This window comes from Thalassolituus sp., assembly GCF_984348125.1.
In genome coordinates this window covers 48,309-69,019 of sequence record NZ_CFHJLR010000003.1, presented here as the reverse complement: position 1 = coordinate 69,019, position 20,711 = coordinate 48,309, and the positions used below count along the sequence as shown (strand labels likewise).

General features: G+C 47.8%; 17 protein-coding genes. 12 read left to right on the top strand and 5 right to left on the bottom strand.

Annotation, left to right across the window (positions count from 1 at the left end):
- Nucleotides 1-102: 102 nt before the first annotated feature.
- Both AC5E51_RS02955 and AC5E51_RS02950 read right to left on the bottom strand, forming a co-directional pair.
- On the bottom strand, nt 103-543 hold the full coding sequence (locus AC5E51_RS02955; RefSeq protein ID WP_491778099.1) for an REP-associated tyrosine transposase: 441 nt from the start codon (nt 541-543) through the stop codon (nt 103-105).
- A 543-nt stretch (nt 544-1,086) separates the two neighbouring features.
- Entirely contained in the window at nt 1,087-2,103 is a 1,017-nt protein-coding gene (locus tag AC5E51_RS02950) for an IS110 family RNA-guided transposase (RefSeq protein ID WP_491778098.1), read from the bottom strand.
- A 442-nt stretch (nt 2,104-2,545) separates the two neighbouring features.
- On the opposite strand from AC5E51_RS02950, the gene flgJ reads away from it, so the two are divergent.
- Genes flgJ through flgL form a run of 3 tightly spaced genes read left to right on the top strand, consistent with a single transcriptional unit; the run spans nt 2,546 to nt 7,790 of the window.
- Complete coding sequence (flgJ, locus tag AC5E51_RS02945; protein WP_491778097.1) at nt 2,546-3,568, top strand: flagellar assembly peptidoglycan hydrolase FlgJ; 1,023 nt, start codon at nt 2,546-2,548, stop codon at nt 3,566-3,568.
- A complete protein-coding gene (gene flgK / locus AC5E51_RS02940) occupies nt 3,561-6,536 on the top strand; it encodes a flagellar hook-associated protein FlgK (RefSeq protein WP_491778096.1) in 2,976 nt (991 codons plus the stop codon). Before flgJ ends, flgK begins: the two co-directional genes overlap by 8 nt.
- Nucleotides 6,537-6,551: 15 nt before the next feature.
- On the top strand, nt 6,552-7,790 hold the full coding sequence (gene flgL, locus AC5E51_RS02935) for a flagellar hook-associated protein FlgL (protein WP_297532737.1): 1,239 nt from the start codon (nt 6,552-6,554) through the stop codon (nt 7,788-7,790).
- 1,134 nt (nt 7,791-8,924) lie between these two features.
- Here flgL and AC5E51_RS02930 read toward each other — a convergent pair.
- The 3 genes from AC5E51_RS02930 to AC5E51_RS02920 form a co-directional block, all read right to left on the bottom strand.
- A complete protein-coding gene (locus AC5E51_RS02930; protein ID WP_297532739.1) occupies nt 8,925-9,584 on the bottom strand; it encodes a metallophosphoesterase in 660 nt (219 codons plus the stop codon).
- Nucleotides 9,584-10,924: an O-antigen ligase family protein gene (locus AC5E51_RS02925; RefSeq protein WP_297532741.1), complete on the bottom strand. Its 1,341-nt coding sequence runs from the start codon at nt 10,922-10,924 to the stop codon at nt 9,584-9,586. Before AC5E51_RS02925 ends, AC5E51_RS02930 begins: the two co-directional genes overlap by 1 nt.
- A 96-nt stretch (nt 10,925-11,020) precedes the next feature.
- A complete protein-coding gene (locus tag AC5E51_RS02920; protein ID WP_491778095.1) occupies nt 11,021-11,605 on the bottom strand; it encodes a hypothetical protein in 585 nt (194 codons plus the stop codon).
- A gap of 226 nt (nt 11,606-11,831) precedes the next feature.
- Here AC5E51_RS02920 and AC5E51_RS02915 point away from each other — a divergent pair, with 226 nt between their 5' ends.
- From AC5E51_RS02915 to AC5E51_RS02875, 9 genes are all read left to right on the top strand, one after another.
- Nucleotides 11,832-12,794, top strand: a complete 963-nt coding sequence (locus AC5E51_RS02915; protein ID WP_491778094.1) for a DHH family phosphoesterase — start codon at nt 11,832-11,834, stop codon at nt 12,792-12,794.
- Between the two features lie 115 nt (nt 12,795-12,909).
- Nucleotides 12,910-13,509, top strand: a complete 600-nt coding sequence (gene cysC, locus AC5E51_RS02910; protein ID WP_491778093.1) for an adenylyl-sulfate kinase — start codon at nt 12,910-12,912, stop codon at nt 13,507-13,509.
- A 106-nt stretch (nt 13,510-13,615) separates the two neighbouring features.
- Nucleotides 13,616-14,629, top strand: a complete 1,014-nt coding sequence (locus AC5E51_RS02905; protein WP_491778092.1) for an NAD-dependent epimerase — start codon at nt 13,616-13,618, stop codon at nt 14,627-14,629.
- 3 nt (nt 14,630-14,632) lie between these two features.
- A complete protein-coding gene (locus AC5E51_RS02900; RefSeq protein WP_491778091.1) occupies nt 14,633-15,763 on the top strand; it encodes a glycosyltransferase in 1,131 nt (376 codons plus the stop codon).
- Complete coding sequence (locus AC5E51_RS02895; RefSeq protein WP_491778090.1) at nt 15,760-16,872, top strand: glycosyltransferase family 4 protein; 1,113 nt, start codon at nt 15,760-15,762, stop codon at nt 16,870-16,872. The genes AC5E51_RS02900 and AC5E51_RS02895 overlap by 4 nt, the downstream gene beginning before the upstream one ends.
- Nucleotides 16,872-18,200, top strand: coding sequence for an O-antigen ligase family protein (locus tag AC5E51_RS02890; protein ID WP_491778089.1), 1,329 nt, complete (start codon nt 16,872-16,874; stop codon nt 18,198-18,200). The genes AC5E51_RS02895 and AC5E51_RS02890 overlap by 1 nt, the downstream gene beginning before the upstream one ends.
- Before the next feature lie 55 nt (nt 18,201-18,255).
- The gene (locus AC5E51_RS02885; protein ID WP_491778088.1) at nt 18,256-19,275 is read left to right on the top strand and encodes a hypothetical protein; all 1,020 of its coding nucleotides are present in this window, start codon (nt 18,256-18,258) and stop codon (nt 19,273-19,275) included.
- On the top strand, nt 19,276-20,157 hold the full coding sequence (locus AC5E51_RS02880; RefSeq protein WP_491778087.1) for a glycosyltransferase family 2 protein: 882 nt from the start codon (nt 19,276-19,278) through the stop codon (nt 20,155-20,157).
- A gap of 272 nt (nt 20,158-20,429) precedes the next feature.
- On the top strand, nt 20,430-20,708 hold the full coding sequence (locus AC5E51_RS02875) for a serine O-acetyltransferase (protein WP_491778147.1): 279 nt from the start codon (nt 20,430-20,432) through the stop codon (nt 20,706-20,708).
- The last annotated feature ends 3 nt before the right edge of the window (nt 20,709-20,711 follow it).

Below are 20,711 nucleotides of genomic sequence, written 5' to 3'. Positions count from 1 at the left end.
CACCGTGTCGTGGAAGTGAGTCGCTTCATCTAACCATGTGGGAGCGAATCAACTCTTCTTACCCGTGGGAGCGAATCAGCCGAAGGCTATTCGCGATACTGCTCAAACCCAGACACTATTCCAGAATGGATACTCTTTTACACTTTTGACTAATCCAGCTCTAAGAGGATTGGCAACAATATACCTCGCAGTAGGAAGAAATTCTGATTCTTTCCTTATAGCTCTGTCATGAAACCCTTTTGCCCAAAGCTTATCATTGATCAGCAGTTGCCTTTTCGCCCCCGCTTTTAGCCTTCGAATATAGTTCGAGATAGTGTCTGAATTGCCAAGTTGCATCAGAATATGAACATGGTCAGGCATGACTACCCAGCATAGAGTCTTGCTTTGTTTGAGTATCGTTTCGGACTCTATACATTGGCTCAGGCACTTGGCATTCTCCCATTCTAGGAAGTGCTTTACGCGCATGTGCGTAGTGAAGGTAAGAAGATATACCTGGTTATCTATAGATTGTCTGCCAAGCCTTAACTGGCTGTATCCATGCATGACGTAATCATCCTTGATTAGCGATATTTGAGGTTAACTGACTGGTGGTGCTCAAGCAAACTCCTAATCGCGAATAGCCTCCGGCTGATTCGCTCCCACGGGGTTAGGAGAACTTCCCACAGGGCAAGGTAAGTTGGTTCGCTCCCACTGGGTTAGGGGAGCTTCCCACAGGGTAAATTGGTTCGCTATCACTTTCGTTGTTTGATGATTTTCTCTTTGTGGGAGCTATTCAGCCAGCTTGCCTGGCTAATAGCGATGGGGTTTATCGCGAATAGCCTTCGGCTGATTCGCTTATATGGACCCGTCCCGTTGTTGCAAGCCATTTCGACGTTTCAGATTGAGATTGCACGCTTATATCCGACCTGTTTGTGAGCTCTGTGCTCTGGCCATTATGAGATGTGCTCTCGCTGTCCTGATCTCCCACCCGGCTTCTGAGAGCCATGCGAATCGTTAGGTTTCAACGAGTCGATCTTATCTGTCGTGTCTTAATGGTCTGCGCAACCTCGTGACGTTGCCGTGCTCTGTGTATCTACGCTGCCTGACTCAGGCTTCGTAGGCTGTTTGCCTGGTTAATACTACCCAAATAATTCGCGCTAGCTTGTTGGCCAGTGCAACGATTACTTTGTTCGGATGTTTGCCTTCACATCTCATCAACCATGTCTTAAGGCGTGATGGATCAGTCTTTGCCAGCAAGGCCCGGTATGCTGATCTCGCTCCGTGAACCAGTTGTTTTCTGACCTGCTTATTGCCGCGTTTGGTGATACCCATCAGCTTCTCTTTTCCACCACTGGCGTGCTGTCGTGGTACCAGCCCTAAATACGCCGCAAAATGGCGTGCTGTTTTAAACTGCCGAGCGCTCCCTGCATGACTCAGAAGCAGAGTCGCGTTGACTGGGCCTATTCCTGGAATGCTCATCAAGCGTTGGCAGTCTTCGTTTTGCCTACTGATTTGCTGGAGCTGTCGCTCATAGCGTGCGATCCGCTCTACCTGTTCATACCACTGCTGCATCAGATCACTCACTAAACACCGCAGAGGATCGCTCAAACCGTTTTCAGCATCTTCGAGTATGAGAGGAACTCCGGTTTTTAAGGCACTGCGGCCTTGTGCCAGCACAATCCCGCACTCTGCCAAAATCCCTCTCAGCTCATTACTGATGGCGGTTTTTTCTTTTACTAGCCGCTCCCTGACTCTATGTATCGCCTGTAAATCCAACTGCTCCTGTGACTTCACACTCACTGCTGGAATATTCGGTCTGACCGCCGCTTCGGCAATGGCCTGGGCATCCCTTTGATCGTTTTTATGCATCTGAACGAACGGTTTTACGTACGCTGGATGTATTACCTTTACAGCATGCCCCAAAGATTGAAACTGTCTCGCCCACCAATGTGCGCCAGAGCAGGCTTCTATCGCCACAAGAGCGTTCGGTTGCTGGCGAATGTAATCTAATAACTGGCTACGCTTCAGCTTTTTCGAACTTAGCTTCTTGCCATTTGCATCATTGATATGAACCTGAAAGATCTGTTTAGCCAAATCAATGCCAATCGTATTAAACTTGCTCATAGGTGGACCCTCTTTCTTCGATGCCGGTTTGATGTTGTGCAATCTCATCATGGCACAAGGGGGACGGGTCCATCTCATTTCCCACGGGGTTAGGAGAACTTCTCACAGGGCCAGGAGAACTTCTCACAGGGCCAGGTAAGTTGGTTCGCTCCCACAGGGTTAGGGGAGCTTCCCACAGGGTAAATTGGTTCGCTATCACTTTCGTTGTTTGATGATTTTCTCTTTGTGGGAGCTATTCAGCCAGCTTGTCTGGCTAATAGCGATGGGGGTATCGCGAATAGCCTCCGGCTGATTCGCTCCCACGGGGTTAGGAGAACTTCTCACAGGGCCAGGAGAACTTCTCACAGGGCCAGGTAAGATGATTCGCTCCCATAGGGTTAGATGAAGCGACTCCCCCAACCTTGGCCCACCTTTTGCAATTTCCTCTGTAGAGGTGCATTGCATGATTCAGAATTCACACAACGCGGCAAACGTATTTACTGATATTAACGGGCTTCAGGGCATCCGTGCGCTGGGTAAATCCGACCAGGATGCCGCGTTGAAAGAGGTCGCAAAACAGTTCGAATCTATGTTCGTCAGTATGATGCTGAAGTCCATGCGTGACGCCTCAGATGTCTTTTCTGAAGACTCTCTTTTCAGCTCTCCGGAAGCCGATTTCTACCAGAATATGTACGACGATCAGATGGCTGTATCCCTCACGGAAGGCGAGGGCACGGGCCTTGCCGAGGTTATCCACCGTCAGCTGATGTCGCAATACGGCATGAACCCAGATGCCACGGGTAAGGTCGATCAGAGTCAGATTTTCGACCGTCGCTTCTCCGGTATTTCGCAAACCATCAAGCGTGTTGAAGAAGAACTCGATAAGATTCCTGAGCGTCCAGTACCTGTTGATGACTCCACTTCTGAATCTGAACGATCAGCCACCACAGGCGCTGGTACTAAGGGGCAAAGCTTTGCCTCTCCGGCAGAGTTTGTTGCCGCTGTTTACCCTTACGCTGAACGCGTCGGTGCTGATCTGGGTGTCGACCCAAAAGCGATTGTTGCTCAGGCGGCGCTCGAAACAGGGTGGGGTAAATACACCATCAAAGGTGAAGATGGTCGTCCATCAAACAACCTTTTTGGTATTAAAGCCGACAGTCGTTGGAGCGGTGACGTCGTCAGTATTCAAACCCACGAATACCGCCAGGGCGTAAAAGTTAATGAGCAGGCAGACTTCCGTTCGTACGCGTCCCTTGAAGACGGCCTTCAGGATTACGCGAACTTCCTGCGTGACTCAACACGCTACCAGAGTGCCATTAACGAGCAATCCAGTGGCGAGACATACGGCCATGCGTTGCAGCAGGGTGGCTATGCTACTGACCCCAACTACGGCAATAAAGTAGAGCGTATTTACAACGGCGATCTTCTCAACAATACGCTGAATAAAATGCTGAACGCCACTACGCTGGAGAACCAGGATGGGTAATATTCTCGATATTGGTATCTCCGGCCTTAAGGCGCAACAAACCGCACTGACGATCACGGGTAACAACATTACCAATGCGGGGACGGAAGGCTACTCTCGTCAGGAAGTCAGCTTTACCGAAAATAATCCGCAGTTTACTAATGGCATTTGGGTGGGCTCAGGCGTCAATGTGGATTCGGTTCGTCGCGTATACGATCAGTTTCTGACGGAGCAATTGCGCCGCGACACCTCAACGTTTAACGAATTTAATGCTCTGGCGGTTAACGCCGAGCAAATCAATAGCCTACTCGCCGATAGCGGTACTGGTGTGCAGCCAGGGCTCGAGAATATGTTCGGTGCTTTGCAGGCTACGGTGGACGACCCTTCATCTCTGCCTGCTCGTGAAGTATTGATCAGCGAAGCCAATGGTCTTGTCGATCGCTTCAGCGCTATTAGTGATCGTCTGTTCGAGCAGAACGATATTATCAACGGCCAGATGGAAGTGATTGCTGGTGAGATTACCACCATCGCGGAATCCATTGCTGAACTGAACGAGCAGATTCAGTTTGCCTCAGCATCAGCTCAGGGGATCGAACCAAGCGAGCTTCTCGACCAACGCGACCGCCTGTTAAAAGAGCTATCCGAATATGTTCAGGTAAATATAGTTGAGCAGGACGACAGCGTCTTCAACGTTTTTATCGGTAATGGTCAGGCGCTGGTGGTAGGTAACGAATTCAACGAAGTATTTACCGATGTAGGCGCGAAAGACCCCTCTCGTGTGGATATCTATTTCCGTAAAGGTACTGCTGTTCAGAACGTCACGCGTGAAATTACTGGCGGACAACTCGGCGGCATCCTTGATTTTCGTGATCAGGTACTTGATCCGAGCCTCAACCAGCTTGGTCGCTTGGGATTGGTTATCGCCCAAACGATGAACGATCAGCACAAACTAGGCGTTGATTACGATGGCATTAAAGGTGAAAACTTTTTCACTGACATTAATGAGCCAACGAAAACTTACCAGCGTGTGCTGGGAGATCGTAATAACGCAGATCCCGATGATCGGGTGATTGCCGTCGAAATCAAAGACGCAACTCAGTTAACCACGAGTGACTATGAAATTCGTTTTGTCGGCCCGGACGATTATACCTATCGTGTTTTCCGTAACGATACGGGTGAGTTATTACAGACTAACGCTCTGAGCGGCGCATTTCCTGAGTCGATTGAAATTGACGGAATGGAAATCCGTTTCGAAGCAGGCACGTTTCAGCAGAATGACCGCTTTCTGATTTCACCGACGCGTCGTGAATCTCAGAATCTGGACATGAACATTACCCGTGCTGAGCAGGTCGCACTCGCGTCTCCAATCAGCACTGATACAGCGATTGGTAATCGTGGTAACGCCACTATTGACCAGGGGCAGGTGTACGACCTTGGTACATCGTATTTTTCAGAAGAGGGCGAAATGACGCCACCGCTTCTGATTCGTTTTACGTCACCGACCACATACGACGTACTGGATAATACCGACCCAGGAAACCCGATTCCGTTATTTCCGCCACTGATGAATCAGACCTTCACGCCGGGTATCAGTAACAGCATATTGCCTGAAGACGAAGGTAAAACCGCGTTCACAAGCTTTGGTGGTGTGCTGCCGGTTTCTCCGACCTATCAACAGAATGGCACCAGTGTAGACTCAGTAAATGGCTTCTTCCCTGAGCGCATTGATATTGGCTTTACCAATCCGAACAACGGCTTAACCGCCAACCAGCGCACATTGATCACGCCATTAAATGCCACTGCCCGTGAAATTGCAGAATCACTCAGCAAACGCGACGGTGTTGAGGCGTCTGCTCGTACCACGGTTGAGATCACCGATCTTGAAACCGATAGCGTTGATTTTCTCGATACCGAATTTACTTTAAACGGAGTTGTACTGACGCAAACCCTGGGACCAAATCAGAACCAGTACGACACGAACTATCCGGCTGAAGTCCCTGATCCGGTCACTCTGAACTTCCTGGCCGACCGTATTAATGCCAACTACGAACTGCAGGATGCAGGCATCGTTGCCCGAAGCGACGGCGGCAAACTGACCATCATTGATTTAAATGGCGATGATCTCGACTTCGAACTGCGTGGTGACGCCGGCGACAGCTTCCGCATAGGCAACGGCATTGATATCCCGTTAACAGCTACTGCCATGGAAACCGAAGACCCGCTGAGTAAATACGAAGGCTACGACTTCTCAGAAGGTGGCCCCTACATTTACGAGTTCAGTGATCCTTCTCAGGGCACAATTTCATTCGAAATGACCGGCACGTTTGCAACCGGTGACGACCTTCTCGATGGATTCCGCCAAGCGATAGAAAACTCAGGCTACGTGTTCTCAGGTAACGTCGACGTTGATATCAGCGAAAAAGGGCAGGTCACTTTTCAGCCTCGCCTCGAAGTCAGCGGTGCAGGTACGGTCGGCACTAATAAAGTATCGATTGGTGGTCAGGTCAAAGTCATCGTCGATGAACACTACGACCTGAATATCGAACCGCCGGGCAATAACCTCTTCCCGACCGATCCGGTGGGTGAGCCTGTGGCTTTCGGTTTTCATGTAAATATCGACGGCATCGCTGAAGTCGGTGACGAATTCACCGTCGACTTTAACAGCGACGGCACTTCTGACAGCCGTAACGGCGTAGAAATGGCGGCACTGCAAAGCACCAAAACAGTAAAAGGTCAGAGCAGTTATTCAGATTCTTATGCGCGCCTTGTCGAAGTCGTTGGCTCAGTAACGAGCCGGGCGCAGATCAATCGTGACTCATCTGAAGTGCTGTTGCGTAACTCGCAGACCGCCGTGGATGCAACGTCCGGCGTGAACCTCGATGAAGAAGCCGCCGCACTGATTAAATATGAACTGGCTTACAACGCCAGTGCCCAGGTCATTCAGGTGGCCCGGGATATTTTCGACACCCTGATCAGCACCTTCCGATAGGGTGAGGAGTAAACTATGAGAATTGCAACGCTCCAGTCATTTAACCTTGGCCTCAATGCCATCCTCGATGCGCAGGCGTCTGTGAATAAAACACAGCAGCAGGTCTCCAGTGGCCGCAGGGTGTTAACCCCCGCCGATGACCCGATTGCATCGACCAAAATCCTGCAATTGCAGCAGGATCTCGCACAGCGCGACCAATACGACCGCAACATGACGGCCGCTGACAATCGCCTGAAACTTGAAGAATCCTCGCTTGAATCCATTACCGAAGCCTTAACGCGTTTGCAGGAACTCACCGTCAATGCCGGTTCGGGTACGCTCACCATTACTGACCGACAGGCGATTTCTGCAGAAATCGGCCAACTCGAAGATCAACTCGCCGCGCTCTTTAACACCAAAGATCCGAACGGCGAATTTATCTTTGGTGGCTTCAAAGGCGCGACCCAACCGTTTCAACAGAAAGACAATGGTCGCTACGAATATCAGGGCGACGAAGGGCAGCGCTATCTTGCTATCGGTGACACAACACGTGTTGCGACAGGCGACAACGGCAAAAAACTGTTCGTTGATGTACGCGCCGCCAAAAACACCTTCACATCCTCGGTCAACCCGCTGAACACAGGCACGACTCAGGTAAACGCAGGGTTTGTGGTAGACGAAGAAGCCTACGGCGAATTCTACCCGGATGACCTGATCGTCACCTTTAATCCTGAGGCTGCTATTGACCCGCCGGGACCAAACTACACCATACGGCGTGCATCCGATGGTCGTGTTGTTGATGGCATTGCCGATCGTGCGTACTCAAAAGGTGCTGAAATCGTTGCCGCAGGCATCAGCATAAAGATCTCCGGTGACCCGAAGCCGGGCGATGAAGTGCTGGCAAAATCCAGCCCGAAACAAAGCATCACAGATACCGTATTCCGCTTACGACAGGGCCTCGATACCCTGCAAGATAACCCGACGGATTCAGCGACCCTCGATATTCTGATCGAAGATACCCTGACCAACCTCGCCAACGCCCAGACATCCGTATCTGAAGTGCGTAGCCAGCTGGGTGCGCGGTTAAACGTGGTCGAAAATGCACGAAACCTCAGCGACGACGTGCGGCTCGTCAGCCAGGAAGTGCTGTCAGAATTGTCGGATGTGGATTTTGCCGAAGCCGTTAGCCGATTGAGTTTGCAGACATTCCTGCTGGAAGCCGCTCAGCAGAGCTACACCACCATCAGCCGATTGTCGTTGTTCAACCAGTTGTAAGCAGCCGATGTAGGAGGGGATCAGGATTTTCCCCTGTGGGAGTGAATCAGAAGTTTTCCCCTGTGGGAGCGAATCAGAAGTTCTATCCTGTGGGAGCGAATTAGGATTTCTTCCCTGTGGGAGCGAATCAGCCGGAGGCTATTCGCGATACCCCAATCGCTATTAGCCAGGCAAGCTGGCTGAATAGCTCCCACAAAGTCTAAGCAAACCGCTTGAAGCGCTCCTAGGGTGTAGAGGTATTAGGAACGAATCAGAAGTTCTACCCTGTGGGAGCGAATCAGGGTTTTCCCCTGTGGGAGTGAATCAGGGTTTTCCCCTGTGGGAGCGAATCAGCCGGAGGCTATTCGCGATACCCCAATCGCTATTAGCCAGGCAAGCTGGCTGAATAGCTCCCACAAAGTCTAAGCAAACCGCTTCAAGCGCTCCTAGGGTGTAGAGGTATTAGGAACGAATCAGGATTTCGCCCCTGTGGGAGTGAATCAGAAGTTCTACCCTGTGGGAGCGAATCAGAAGATTTACCCTGTGGGAGCGAATCAGCCGGAGGCTATTCGCGATAATCCAATCGCTATTAGCCAGACAAGCTGGCTGAATAGCTCCCACAAAGTTCAAGTAAAGCTCCTGAGGTGCTTATATGGTGTAGCGGTATGAGGAACGAATGAGGATTTCGCCCCTGTGGGAGCGAATTAGGACTTCTTCCCTGTGGGAGTGAATCAGAAGTTTTACCCTGTGGGAGCGAATCAGCCGGAGGCTATTCGCGATAATCCAATCACTATTAGCCAGGCAAGCTGGCTGAATAGCTCCCACAAAGTCTAAGCAAACCGCTTGAAGTGCTTCTACGGTGTAGAGGTATGAGGAACGAATCAGAAGATTTACCCTGTGGGAACGAATCAGGATTTCTTCCATGTGGGAGAGAATCAGAAGTTTTTACCCTGTGGGAGCGAATCAGCCGGAGGCTATTCGCGATAACCGAAATCCTACACCCACAAAAAAGGCCCCCGAAGGAGCCACAGGAACCACTCCTCAAGAAGCAGCCAAATCCATAATCCGACATAACCAATACTTAGGCATCAGATTGAATACTCTGGATTATGGCTCAAATTGTCATATTGTCAATAAAAGACCAGACTGGCAGCGTCAAAGCTTCTTGATGATAAAGTCATTGCCCAGAAAAACCCCAGGCTCAATGTAGTAGCGATTGCCCAGCTTCAGCTCAAAGTCACTGATGCAATGCCCATGAAACAGATAATCGATCCCTCGCACACTATGCTCTGATCGACTATTAAAATTACTTCGCGACCAGATACACCGGTAAAGTTGTGCCTGATCAAACCTCTCAAAATCATCCCAATGGACACCCGGAAAGTCAGCGTGCACGATGCCGTAAGTAATCCCAGTAGTAGTACTCACTTCAATCGTTATTGGGAGTGTTTCTATCCTATCTAACCAGCCTTCCCATTCTGAAGGCGCAGAGTGCATTACCCACTCCCCCCCGTTCTTTAACCACACCATTCGATCTTTGCTGTTTTTGTGCCTCATGCCACTCAGCATAAGGTACTCATGATTACCCATAACAGCGTAAAACCATGGCTCATCTAGAAGTTCGATTGCCTCAATTGACTCTGGACCGCGATCGATTAAGTCACCGACACAGATCAGTCTGTCACACCCCTTGTTGAAGCCTATGTCCTCGAGGTTATTGAGAAGCTGAGTGACATGCCCATGTATGTCGCCGACAACATAATCTGTACCTGTTGTATTTGGGGGAAGTTTTAGTCGTGAGGCTTGTAATTTCATTATTCAGTCCGGGCCGAGCGCCTGCGGCGACCAGAGGTTGAGTGTGGAGTCCAACGAGCTATCGGTGCTAGAGCCAGTAATATCACAAAAATCATAGCGTTAGCAGGTATTTGGAGGTTGAAGTCGACGATAGAGTGAATCCCGATGGCCACTATTGCCATAGTTACAGTAAATCCTGCTCCCTGGTACAAATGGCTATTTCTCACGCGCATCGTCACAATACTTTGCCAGAGTGACCAGAGCACGATGAAGGCTAGCGCTGCCGTTGCCGGAAGGCCAAACTCAGCCAGGAATTGCACGTAGTCATTGTGGGCATTGTTGTAATATGCGGTCGAGGTAATATCACTACTCTTTAGCGAAGGGTATGCATGTGTGAAGGTGCCAGCACCAATGCCTGTTAGGGGTTGCTCCAGAAATATGTCGAAGGTGTCACGGGTTACCTCGTCGCGGCTCTCCGTTTGTGATGATGTATTCTGCAAACGCTCGGCTACCTTGTCGACTCCGAAGAATGCACCCACGATAGCGATATCTATCACTAACAGACTGCCGAGTAGAATAGTCGTTGCTGTTGTCTTGTTGCGCATCAGCAGTAAAGCGATGGCTCCCGCAACCATGAGACTTGCGAAAAAGGCTGTATTCCCCATCCTTGATCGAGTCAGAACAAGGGCAATAACGAGTACTGCGAGCAGTAGCCGAAGAATAACCTTGTTACTGAGAAGTAGACGAATAAAAGTCCTGAGCTTCTGTCTAACGCTGCCGGAGTAGATCGTAGGCTTTGCTAGAAGCAAGCCTATACCTACAGCAATCGACATTTCCAGAAGACCTGCCAGATGGTTCCGGTTTAGGTAAGTACCAGTGGCGACCCCCTTAAACTTCTCTTTTTCAGCAAAAAAGCCGTATTCAATCCCGGTTAGCGTCATAAATGCGCCATACATAGCTTGTAGCGATGCAGTAAGGACAATAACCCACATCAGTTGGTTTAGTCTTTGCCGGGAATTAACTAGAAGTAAGGTTAATGTATACGCCCCCGCGTAAGTCAGGCCCTTCTGTAAAGAGAGTAAGGAGTCATGAGGGGTAATCGACCATAGCAACCACTGAATCAGGCAATATAACTGAACCCCCCAAATGAGTAGCAGTGAGATGCGAGCACGCTTCAAGGCTACTGGTAACGGAAGAGTTGGTAAAGCAAGGCTTCTTTGCTTACTACACAGTGCGTTTAACTCCAATGCCAATAGTGAGAATACAGCTGCACCCGCTAGATTCCACGCCCAAGCAGTATCAAGCCCAAATGGTAAAGGTAGTAGGAAAATGAGGGCGCAGTAGGCAGTCCAGCGATCCATCAAAGGGAGTCCTTATTGAGTGATTCGAGATGATATCCCAACCCTAAGTTAAAAAAAAACCCGGCGTAAGCCGGGTCTTTTGGTTGGTCACAATCTTCAACTGATTGGCTGGCCTGTTCGTGCTGGAGGCGGATTCACACCTCCGTTGACACCGTCTGCTCCAGTGTCACCACCAAAGCCTGTGTTGGATTGGTTAGTATCTGCCTGTTGGCCTGTGTCGCCTTCATTCTGTGCTGTCGCACCTCCTGCTGTCGCTGGAAGGCCTGCACCCTCAAGGGCTGCCTCAATTACATCGTTACTGATCTCAGCGTTCACAGCTGCAGTGCGAACAGCAGCAATTGAAAGAACTTCGTCACCAACGGATTCGGCCGCATCAAACAGCGCTTGTAGAGCCAGAGTCTCGTTGTCTCCGGTCATCGCCAGAGCCGCTTGAAGAAGCTCATCAGCGCTGGCACCTGCCTGAGCAGCCTGAGCTAAGGCATCTGTCAGAGAGAGCGTTGGGTCAGCGCTCATTGCAGCCTGAATCGCCTGCTGGGCGCTCAAACCATTTTCGCTCATCATCTGACCGATGGTCACTTGTTCAGATTGGGCGGCATCAGCGTTCGGCTGAGCTGGCTCCTCGGCTAGAGCCATCATTGGCATGCAGGCAATTAGTGCCGCTGTAGTTATAAACTTGCGCATGAGTCGGTTCCTCCGCTGGCGCGAAAACTTTATTGGACTGTAGTTTACGCCTTAGCGGTAGCAGTGCCAAGCTGCGGGAAACCACATGTGGTTAAAAAGTGAGCAGAATACTCGGTTTGACACGTTATTTACGTTCAGGCCAAAAACGAACTTCTAACAAAGCAAGCAATTGCCGCGGTGGTAGCAATTTCATACTATCCGCGCAAATCCTTACAGGCATTACTTTATGGCTCACTACGATATATTCAATGGCGATGCAGATGGCATATGCGCCCTTATACAGTTACGGCTTGCTGAGCCACGCAGCTCGGTTCTTATCACCGGCGTTAAACGGGATATAAAGTTGCTCAGTAAGGTGGGGTTTGACGAAGGCGATACAGCGACAGTACTTGATATATCAATGGAGAAGAATCAAGAAGCATTGCGGCATGCACTGCGCGATGGAGTAAAGGTTTTTTACGCAGATCATCACCGTGCAGGTGATATCCCTGAACACAAGGGGCTCGATGCTCACATCAATACTGCATCGAATACATGCACAGGCCTTATTGTTGATTACTACCTGGGTGGAAGGTACCGAGAGTGGGCCATTGTTGCAGCCTTCGGCGATAACATGCTTGCCGCTGCCAACGAGTACTGCCAGCAGCTAGGTCTGTCGCCTGAGCAAACGGCGTTACTGAGCCGTCTGGGGGTTGTCATGAACTATAACGGCTACGGCACTACTGAGGCGGACCTTTACTACACACCTGCCGCGCTTTACCAAGTAGCTGTGTGCTATAAAAGTCCATTTGAATTCATCGCAAAGGAAGCTGAGGTATTTAACACCCTGACTACTGGCTATGATGACGATATGGCGAAGGGTATTACCATCAAGCCAGATCAAGAGAGTGAGACGGCGGCAATGATCGCCTTGCCAGATGAGCGCTGGGCCCGGCGTGTGAGTGGTGTGTTAGGCAATGAATTGGCAAACAGGCACCCCGAGCGCGCTCACGCAATTCTGACCGCATTGCCTGATAAGCAAGGGCATTATCAGATAAGCATACGTGCCCCGAAGAACAACCCTGCAGGCGCGGATAACCTGGCAAGTCAATTTGGCGGCGGTGGCAGAAAGAGTGCGGCAGGGATTAATGACATTGCAGAAAAGGACCTGCCTGTCTTTTGGCAAGCTTTGGAATGCACCTACGCCTGACATTCTCCGTTGGCCGCCAATTGTCTAGCATTGGCATGTTCCAAACTGGTGCAGTTTGGGGTACCTTTCGACCCATAGCGAAAGCCAGTAGAAGCGCAGAAGTGCAGGGAGTCTCATGACAGTAGCAACCAATGTAGTATGGCACGACTCGAAGGTCACGAAAGAGAGCCGTTGTGCCCATAAAGCTCAGCGCCCATGCATCGTCTGGTTCACTGGGTTTAGCGGATCAGGTAAGTCCACGATCGCGAATGCCGTTGAGCACCGGCTGGCCGAGCTGAAGCAGCATACCTACCTACTCGACGGAGACAACGTCCGGCACGGCCTTAACAAAGACCTTGGTTTTACTGACGAAGATCGGATAGAGAACATTCGTCGTATCGGTGAAATGTCTAAGCTCTTTGTTGATGCAGGGCTGATAGTAGTCACTGCGTTCATATCACCTTTCAGAGCCGAGCGTCAGTTAGTGCGCGATCTGGTTGAGGAAGGTGAATTCGTTGAAGTGCACATGAGTACCCCCCTTGAAACCTGTGAGCAACGAGATCCTAAAGGCCTGTACAAGAAAGCACGCTCAGGACAGATTAAGAATTTCACTGGTATTGACTCAGAGTACGAGCCTCCAGAGGCACCTGAAGTAACGCTGGATACATCGACCATGTCGGTCGAAGAGTGTGTAAACCAAGTAATATCCTACTTAAAAGAAAAGCAGATCCTCTGATGACTAGTGGGAGTTGACTCTATCAGGGCTTGTTCAGGTTTCTCTTAAGGACGTGGAGAGCAGCTGATTATACCCAAGGGTTACTGCTCAAAAAGGAAATTAACAAATGAAAGTACTCGTAACGGGCGCCGCTGGATTCATCGGAATGTACACAGCAAAGCGGCTTCTGGAAGCTGGTCACGAGGTTGTCGGATTAGATAACCTGAATGCATACTACGACGTGCGGCTCAAGCACTGGCGGCTGGAACAGATCAAGCCTTTCGAGAATTTCCGTTTTGTTAAGATGGACCTCGCAGACCGCGATAGCGTCGCTACGTTATTTAAAGACGAACAGTTCGATAAGGTTATCCATCTTGCTGCACAAGCAGGCGTTCGTTATTCGCTCGAGGCGCCGTTTGATTACGTAGATAGCAACCTGGTTGGCATGATGACCATCCTGGAAGGGTGCAGGCACAACAAGGTTGAGCACCTGGTCTACGCATCCTCGAGCTCGGTTTATGGTATGAACCCCAAGATTCCATTTTCAACGGGTGATAATGTTGACCATCCTGTGTCTTTATATGCTGCGACCAAAAAGTCTAATGAGCTGATGGCTCACTCCTACTCGCACCTGTATGGCATCCCCACGACTGGCCTTCGTTTCTTTACCGTGTATGGGCCTGCGGGTCGTCCCGATATGGCGCCATGGTTGTTTACTGAGGCGATATTGAACGGTAACCCTATTAAAGTGTTTAACCATGGCAAGATGCAGCGCGACTTCACTTACATCGATGACATCGTCGATGGAGTCGTCGCGGTTACAGACATTATTCCAGAAGGCGCGGCACAACTGACCGATAGCCCGGCCATCAGTACGGCACCGTATAAAATTTATAATATTGGTAACAACCAGCCGGTAGAGCTAAGTGAGTTTATTCAATCAGTTGAATCGGCATGTGACCGAGAGGCAGAGAAAATATACCTACCGATGCAGGATGGTGATGTCGTAAGGACCTATGCCGACATAGATGATCTGGTTGACGTGACGGGTGTTAGCCCATCAACTGCTCTGAGTGCTGGGATATCCAGGTTTGTTGATTGGTATCAAGAGTACGCCGCTAGCCAGTCACCACAAGGTTAACCCGTGAAAAGAATATTGTTCGTTATAAACTCACTTGAGGGCGGTGGAGCTGAGAGGGCCTTATCCAGGTTGCTTGTCGCTCTCAGCGGTGATGCCTGGGCTGCCGATAAAGAGTTCCACTTGGTGTTGCTTGATGATTACGAGGTAGAGCAAGTTGTTCCAGCCTCGGTAAAAGTAACGACGCTAAGTGCTCAAGGCAGTCTTTTAAAAAGCGTTACGGGGTTGGCGTCAGTAATTCGGGCCATAAAACCTGACGCTGTAGTCTCGTACCTGACTCGCGCTAACCTCGCCGCTTCGGTTGTCTGCAAGCTAATGCGCATCCCTGTGATCATAAGTGAGCGGGTGAATACCACTCACCACCTGACGGGTCGGTTTGCATTCATACAAAAACTGATGGTCAGGTTACTTTACCCGCTTCCAAATAAGGTTGTTGCGGTTTCTGGTGGTGTAAAAGAAGATCTTGTTCAGAACTTTAACGTAAGTGCGAGTAAATGCTCAGTCGTCTACAACGGCTATGATCATTCTGAACTATATGAACTTTCACAGGAATCGGTAGCGTCTATCAGCGACAGGCCATTTGCGATAGCCATAGGTCGGCTGGTACCCAATAAAAACGTCACCATGTTGCTGCGTGCCTGGCGCCTTGCACAGCCTCAGTGCGACCTTCTTATTCTGGGGGAGGGTCCTGACCGTGATATGCTCCAGCAAGAGGTCGATGCTTACAACGAAATATCAGATTATAAAATTCGGCTCGAAGGATTCTGTAAAAATCCCTATCCGTATATTGCTATGGCCCAGTTTTATGTCTCGGCCTCAAATGCCGAAGGCTTTCCAAACTCGCTCGTTGAAGCAATGACTCTGGGGTTGCCTGTTATTTCAACAGATTGTCCTTCGGGCCCTAGAGAAATACTCGCGCCCGGCTTGGCTAAACCGGTCATCTCTGCAGTTCAGGCAGAGTGGGGCCTATTGACACCCACTCGCAATGAAGAGGCAATGGCTGCCGCTTTGAGTGTGTTCACGATAGAAGAAATGCGACAGCAATATGCACGTAAAGCGAAAGAACGAGCGCAGGACTTTTCCATGAATGCAGTAAAGCAGGGCTATATTGAGCTCCTGAATGGAACCATGAAATGAAACTAGCAGTAACCGGCTTGCGTGGTATACCCGAGGTAATGGGTGGTGTAGAGACTCACTGCGAGCAATTGTATCCTCTTGTTAAACAGCAAAACCCCGATATAGACATCACGGTTCTTGGGAGGTCTCCGTATATCGGTAAAGAAGCTTACGAATATAAGGGCCTACAGATAAAGCCACTCTGGAGCCCGAAGAACAAATACACAGAAACCATCATCCACACTTTCATCGCAGTGCTTTTCGCAAGGTTCATACTCAAGGCTGATGTAATACATATTCATGCAATCGGTCCAGCCTTGATGGCGCCACTTGCGCGTTTAGTGGGCTTGAAAGTTGTTGTCACACACCATGGTGAAGACTACAACCGAGCAAAATGGAATGTCATCGCCAAAACCTTGCTGAAGTTAGGTGAGCGATTAGCGGTAAAGAGCTCGAACCATGTCGTAGTAGTCGGTAAAAGCCTGACGAACCAATTAAAAGAGTCATACAATGAGCACAATAAGATAAGTTACATCCCCAATGGAATGAAGCCGCTGGAAGGTGCGAATACAGACGCGATTGGTGTATTGAACGAATTAGGTATTGAGCCAGATAAGTACATCGTGTACGTCGGGCGAATAGTGCCAGAAAAGGGTATAAAAGACCTACTCACCGCTTATTCTAAGTCAGCGGCCCAAGAAGAGGGCATTAAACTCGTGATTGTAGGTGGTTCTGATCATGAGGACAGTTTCTATCGAGAGATGCAGCAACTTGCCAAGCGCACAGACGGCGTTGTGATGGCAGGAGTTCAGAAATCAGATGCCCTCTATACGTTGTTTAAACAATCTGCCTTATTTGTATTACCGTCTTATCATGAAGGACTGCCGATCTCACTACTCGAGGCTTTGTCATTCGGTTGCCGTGTTTTGGTAAGTGATATCACGCCTAATACGGATGTTGGTCTGCCGGAGCCTTGTTACTTCCCTGTGGGAAATATCAAATCACTGGCCCAAAAATTGAGTGCTACACGCTTAGAATCTTACTCAGTAGATGGCGCGGTTTATATAAAAAAATATAATTGGTCTGAAATATCCCTGAAATTCTCAAGCACACTTCAGGGAATTAAGTAATGTTCCTTGGGGTGAAGTTGGTTGTTCTTCTGGCATACTTGTTTATCGGCTATAAGTGGAATCAGAAGAACAATACATCCTTGGCGTTGAAGTTGGTGTTTTGGATTGTATTGGTGCGATTAATGCTGTCTTCAATACATGAATTTACGTACATAAACATAGCCGCTGGTTTATCAATAATATCCATCTTTAGTATATGTATCGTTGGTATAATTTTAATATACCTCACGCGAATTCGTTATCCTTATATTCTCGGAAGTCAATTTTTACTGGTTAAAATTCTTATACTGGTAATGCTGGTAAGTGGTGCGTTTGGTAACGTTGTACTGTCGATTGTAGAGGGGATTAAGTGGGTCTTTTTAGTTTGTATGATGTGTGTCCTCATAGTAGCTATCAAAGAGAATAAGGCACTATTAGTAATTCGCGCACTTTGCGTTGTCTATAGTTATCCAGTTTTTCTGGTCTTGTTGTCGATAGTATTTATGGAAGTTAAAGCTTCGGAAGCGGATGGTAGTAGAAGTTTCATAGGCGGGTTTAATCACGAGTCCGCATTTTCGGTAATCCTGTTTACTTCTACGTTTCTATTTCTAGCTCATGCGGAAGCCACCAAAAAATCAGTCGCTGTGAAATTTGGTATTCTTATGATTGGACTGGTTTTGATATTTCTAGTGAACTATAGAACGACGATCATGGCATATTTAATATTTTTTGGTTCATATTGCTTCTTGGTCTTTTTGCAGTCGGGGATTCGAGAGAAACTATTATCACTCATTCCCCTATTATTAGTTCTGCTAGTGGCACCTTTTATGGTGAGTGCGTCTTTACTTGAGCGCTTTGAGGAAATCCCCCAATTTATGGCTGATATTGCAGAGCTTTTAGTGCCCTATGATTACTACTACAATCAGGATCGGAAGTATTTTTCAGGTAGGCTGTATATATGGAATGTTTACTTTATGGGGTGGTACGAGTCAAGTGGTCTTGAGCAGCTTATTGGTCATGGGCCAGGTAGTTGGCGGAGCTTTTATACTTTGTACGCGCACAATACCTATATTTCGGCGCTTTATGAGATTGGTGTTGTCGGTTTTTTGATTCTTATTTTAATTTTCACTATCACATTTTTTAAATTGATAGCGCTATCCAATAGACCAGTCTTGCGAATTGCTTTATGTTCAATGCTTGGTTTTTTAGTTTTAAATATGGCAACTATGCCACTCTGGCAAATAGAAGGGGTTGTTCTTTTTTCAATAATATGTGTGTTTGCAGAGAAGAATGCAATGCAACAAGATGACTTTTTACTTCGACACGAGTCATGTTTGCGCAATGCTTAGGGGATATTACCTAATACTCTGTATCTTATTAGTTCCCGGGTGTTCTGTGTTATTAATGGAAGATCGTTATGATTCGGTGAGGGTATTTAGTAGTGAAGCTGAGGTTATTGGCGTTCCTGGAGCTATCTCATTTCAATCTTTTAAAGAAATTGTTGCTAAGCGATATATATCTGGACACTATGTCTTTCAGCTAGGAATTTATGAGTTGGTGGGTGAGCTAAAAGTGAATGGCCGAGAGCTCACGATAGAGGCTGCTGATGGAGCGATCTTCACCGGAAGTGATCACCATAAAGGAGGTATTGTACTTGGCGGTGAAGGGATTACCCTGAATAATTTACAGTTTATCGATACTAGCTATTGTGTCAAAAATTCGCGAAATGTAATCACGAATAACATTGAAATTAATCGCTTAACATCTAAGAAAACAAAAGACTGTATTATTCTTAATGGACGAGGCAATAGGCAAACAAATGGTTGGAATATATCTGGATTTTCTTCCTCCGGTTACTACCGGTCCGCTATCAGGCTGTTCGGTACAGGTGTGAATAGTATAAACATTAATAGTATCGATATCGATGGTTTGTCGGATGAAAGCTATTGTTGGAAGGGTGGAATCCAGATATACGAAGGTGCCCATGAGCTTGTGATTTCAAATGGTATGATTAGAAATAACCAAGGCGAATGTGGAGGTGAGTTTCAGCAAGGTGATGGTGTCGAGATTGACCATAAAAGGGGCATACCTGAAAATATAGTATTAAAAAATATTACGTTCGAGAATAATCGCGACGCTGATGTGGACGTTAAAGGAAAGGGCGTGCTCATGGAGAACTTGAGGTTCTATGGTGGCAGTAATAGTCGTCATGCCATAAAATCATGGTCGAGAAACTACGAATGCGTTAATTGTTACGCCACGAGTAACTTTCAAAAAGTAATCGAAACTAAGAAGTCAACGATACACTTTAAATGCTCAACCCTTAGCCGGGTTGCATCGCTTACCGAAGATTCTTTGTCTTTCGGTAAAACTTCAGAGCTCAAGTGTATTCCGTTTTTACTGAACAAGGGGGAGGCTACATAAATGGTTATTAAATCGGCTAGTAATGATGAGTATGCCAGTATTAGTGTAGTTATCAGTGCATATAACCGTCCCGACTATCTAAAAGCTTCACTTGAGAGTGTTTTATCACAATCATTATCCCCAGAAGAAATAATAGTAGTTGACGACTGCTCTCCGACAGAGCTGTTGCCCGTAATAGAAAGCTTCGAAACTGAGAAAATTATATACATTCGCTCAGAAAAAAATATGGGGGCAAATGCTTCACGTAATATTGGTCTGCAAAGAGCAACCTGTGATTATGTGGCTTTTCTGGATGATGACGATATTTGGAAGGAAAATAAACTCGAAAGGCAACTCAAAGCTTTAAATGATGCGAAAAAGTGTAATGCTGTGTTATGCGGGTTTGAATTTCTTGAGTCAGGAGTATTTAAAGTCAGAACCGGTGAGTCTAAAGTTCAACAAGATGTACTAAAAAAGGGTAACCCATACTGTGGAATGAGTGGTTTGTTTGCCAGGAGAGTGACGCTTTTAGAGCACAGGTTTGATGAATCGCTAGTTTGCGGTCAGGATTGGGACATTTATGTCAGGCTTTTCCAGTCTGGTGATATTGCTTACATTGACGAGGCTCTTTTCTATTACCGTTTTGGCTCCCACGAGGGGATTTCAAGCAAGGCAAAGAAAATGTCGGTCGATACATATGCCGTCAGATTGGCATCAATAGAGAAGCATAGGTCATGGATGGGTGAGAGGTGTTACAGGTATCGAATGTCCAGGCAGATACTAGTTGAAATTACCAAGAAAAATAGAAAACTGTCATGGGTTCTTTATTCGTTGCGGATGGGGGGCTTTCATGCAACATGCAGTGCTTTTGTTGATATGCTTAAGAGGAGGTCTATGCTTTGATAAGAACTCGTGATGACTACAAATCTTATCTTGCTGAAGATAAAGTCTCTCTTAATGTAAAGCCAGGATTAAAGGCATGGTTATTCGATGATATATGGAAGTATCAACGACAGTTACGACGTACTGAATATTACAGTAATAAGCTAGGATTTTTTTGGAAGCTTGTAGCTGTTTTGCATCTAATCAGGCTACGTAAGATTGGCCGAACACTGGGATTTTCTATCCCCATAAATGTATTCGGGCCGGGCTTATCACTCGCACACGCAGGAACAGTGGTCGTGAATTCAAATTGCAAAATAGGTACGAATTGTCGGGTTCATGTTTGTGTTAATATCGGAGCAGATATATCAAATGGTAAACTGGCGCCAAGGTTGGGAAATAACTGCTACATTGGTCCTGGGGTGAAGATGTACGGTGATATTTCAATCGGCAATAATGTAGTAATAGGTGCTAATTCCGTTGTTAACAGAAGCTTTCCAGATAATGTTACGATTGTAGGTGTTCCCGCGAAAGTTATTTCTCACAAGGGACGAACTGAATATAGGTCTTGAGAT

Bases quoted from the DNA above. Each gene is read 5' to 3' on its own strand.
- AC5E51_RS02955 (WP_491778099.1), bottom strand. From the start codon at position 543: ATGCATGGATACAGCCAGTTAAGGCTTGGCAGACAATCTATAGATAAC.
- AC5E51_RS02950 (WP_491778098.1), bottom strand. From the start codon at position 2,103: ATGAGCAAGTTTAATACGATTGGCATTGATTTGGCTAAACAGATCTTT.
- flgJ (WP_491778097.1), top strand. From the start codon at position 2,546: ATGATTCAGAATTCACACAACGCGGCAAACGTATTTACTGATATTAAC.
- flgK (WP_491778096.1), top strand. From the start codon at position 3,561: ATGGGTAATATTCTCGATATTGGTATCTCCGGCCTTAAGGCGCAACAA.
- flgL (WP_297532737.1), top strand. From the start codon at position 6,552: ATGAGAATTGCAACGCTCCAGTCATTTAACCTTGGCCTCAATGCCATC.
- AC5E51_RS02930 (WP_297532739.1), bottom strand. From the start codon at position 9,584: ATGAAATTACAAGCCTCACGACTAAAACTTCCCCCAAATACAACAGGT.
- AC5E51_RS02925 (WP_297532741.1), bottom strand. From the start codon at position 10,924: ATGGATCGCTGGACTGCCTACTGCGCCCTCATTTTCCTACTACCTTTA.
- AC5E51_RS02920 (WP_491778095.1), bottom strand. From the start codon at position 11,605: ATGCGCAAGTTTATAACTACAGCGGCACTAATTGCCTGCATGCCAATG.
- AC5E51_RS02915 (WP_491778094.1), top strand. From the start codon at position 11,832: ATGGCTCACTACGATATATTCAATGGCGATGCAGATGGCATATGCGCC.
- cysC (WP_491778093.1), top strand. From the start codon at position 12,910: ATGACAGTAGCAACCAATGTAGTATGGCACGACTCGAAGGTCACGAAA.
- AC5E51_RS02905 (WP_491778092.1), top strand. From the start codon at position 13,616: ATGAAAGTACTCGTAACGGGCGCCGCTGGATTCATCGGAATGTACACA.
- AC5E51_RS02895 (WP_491778090.1), top strand. From the start codon at position 15,760: ATGAAACTAGCAGTAACCGGCTTGCGTGGTATACCCGAGGTAATGGGT.
- AC5E51_RS02890 (WP_491778089.1), top strand. From the start codon at position 16,872: ATGTTCCTTGGGGTGAAGTTGGTTGTTCTTCTGGCATACTTGTTTATC.
- AC5E51_RS02885 (WP_491778088.1), top strand. From the start codon at position 18,256: ATGGAAGATCGTTATGATTCGGTGAGGGTATTTAGTAGTGAAGCTGAG.
- AC5E51_RS02880 (WP_491778087.1), top strand. From the start codon at position 19,276: ATGGTTATTAAATCGGCTAGTAATGATGAGTATGCCAGTATTAGTGTA.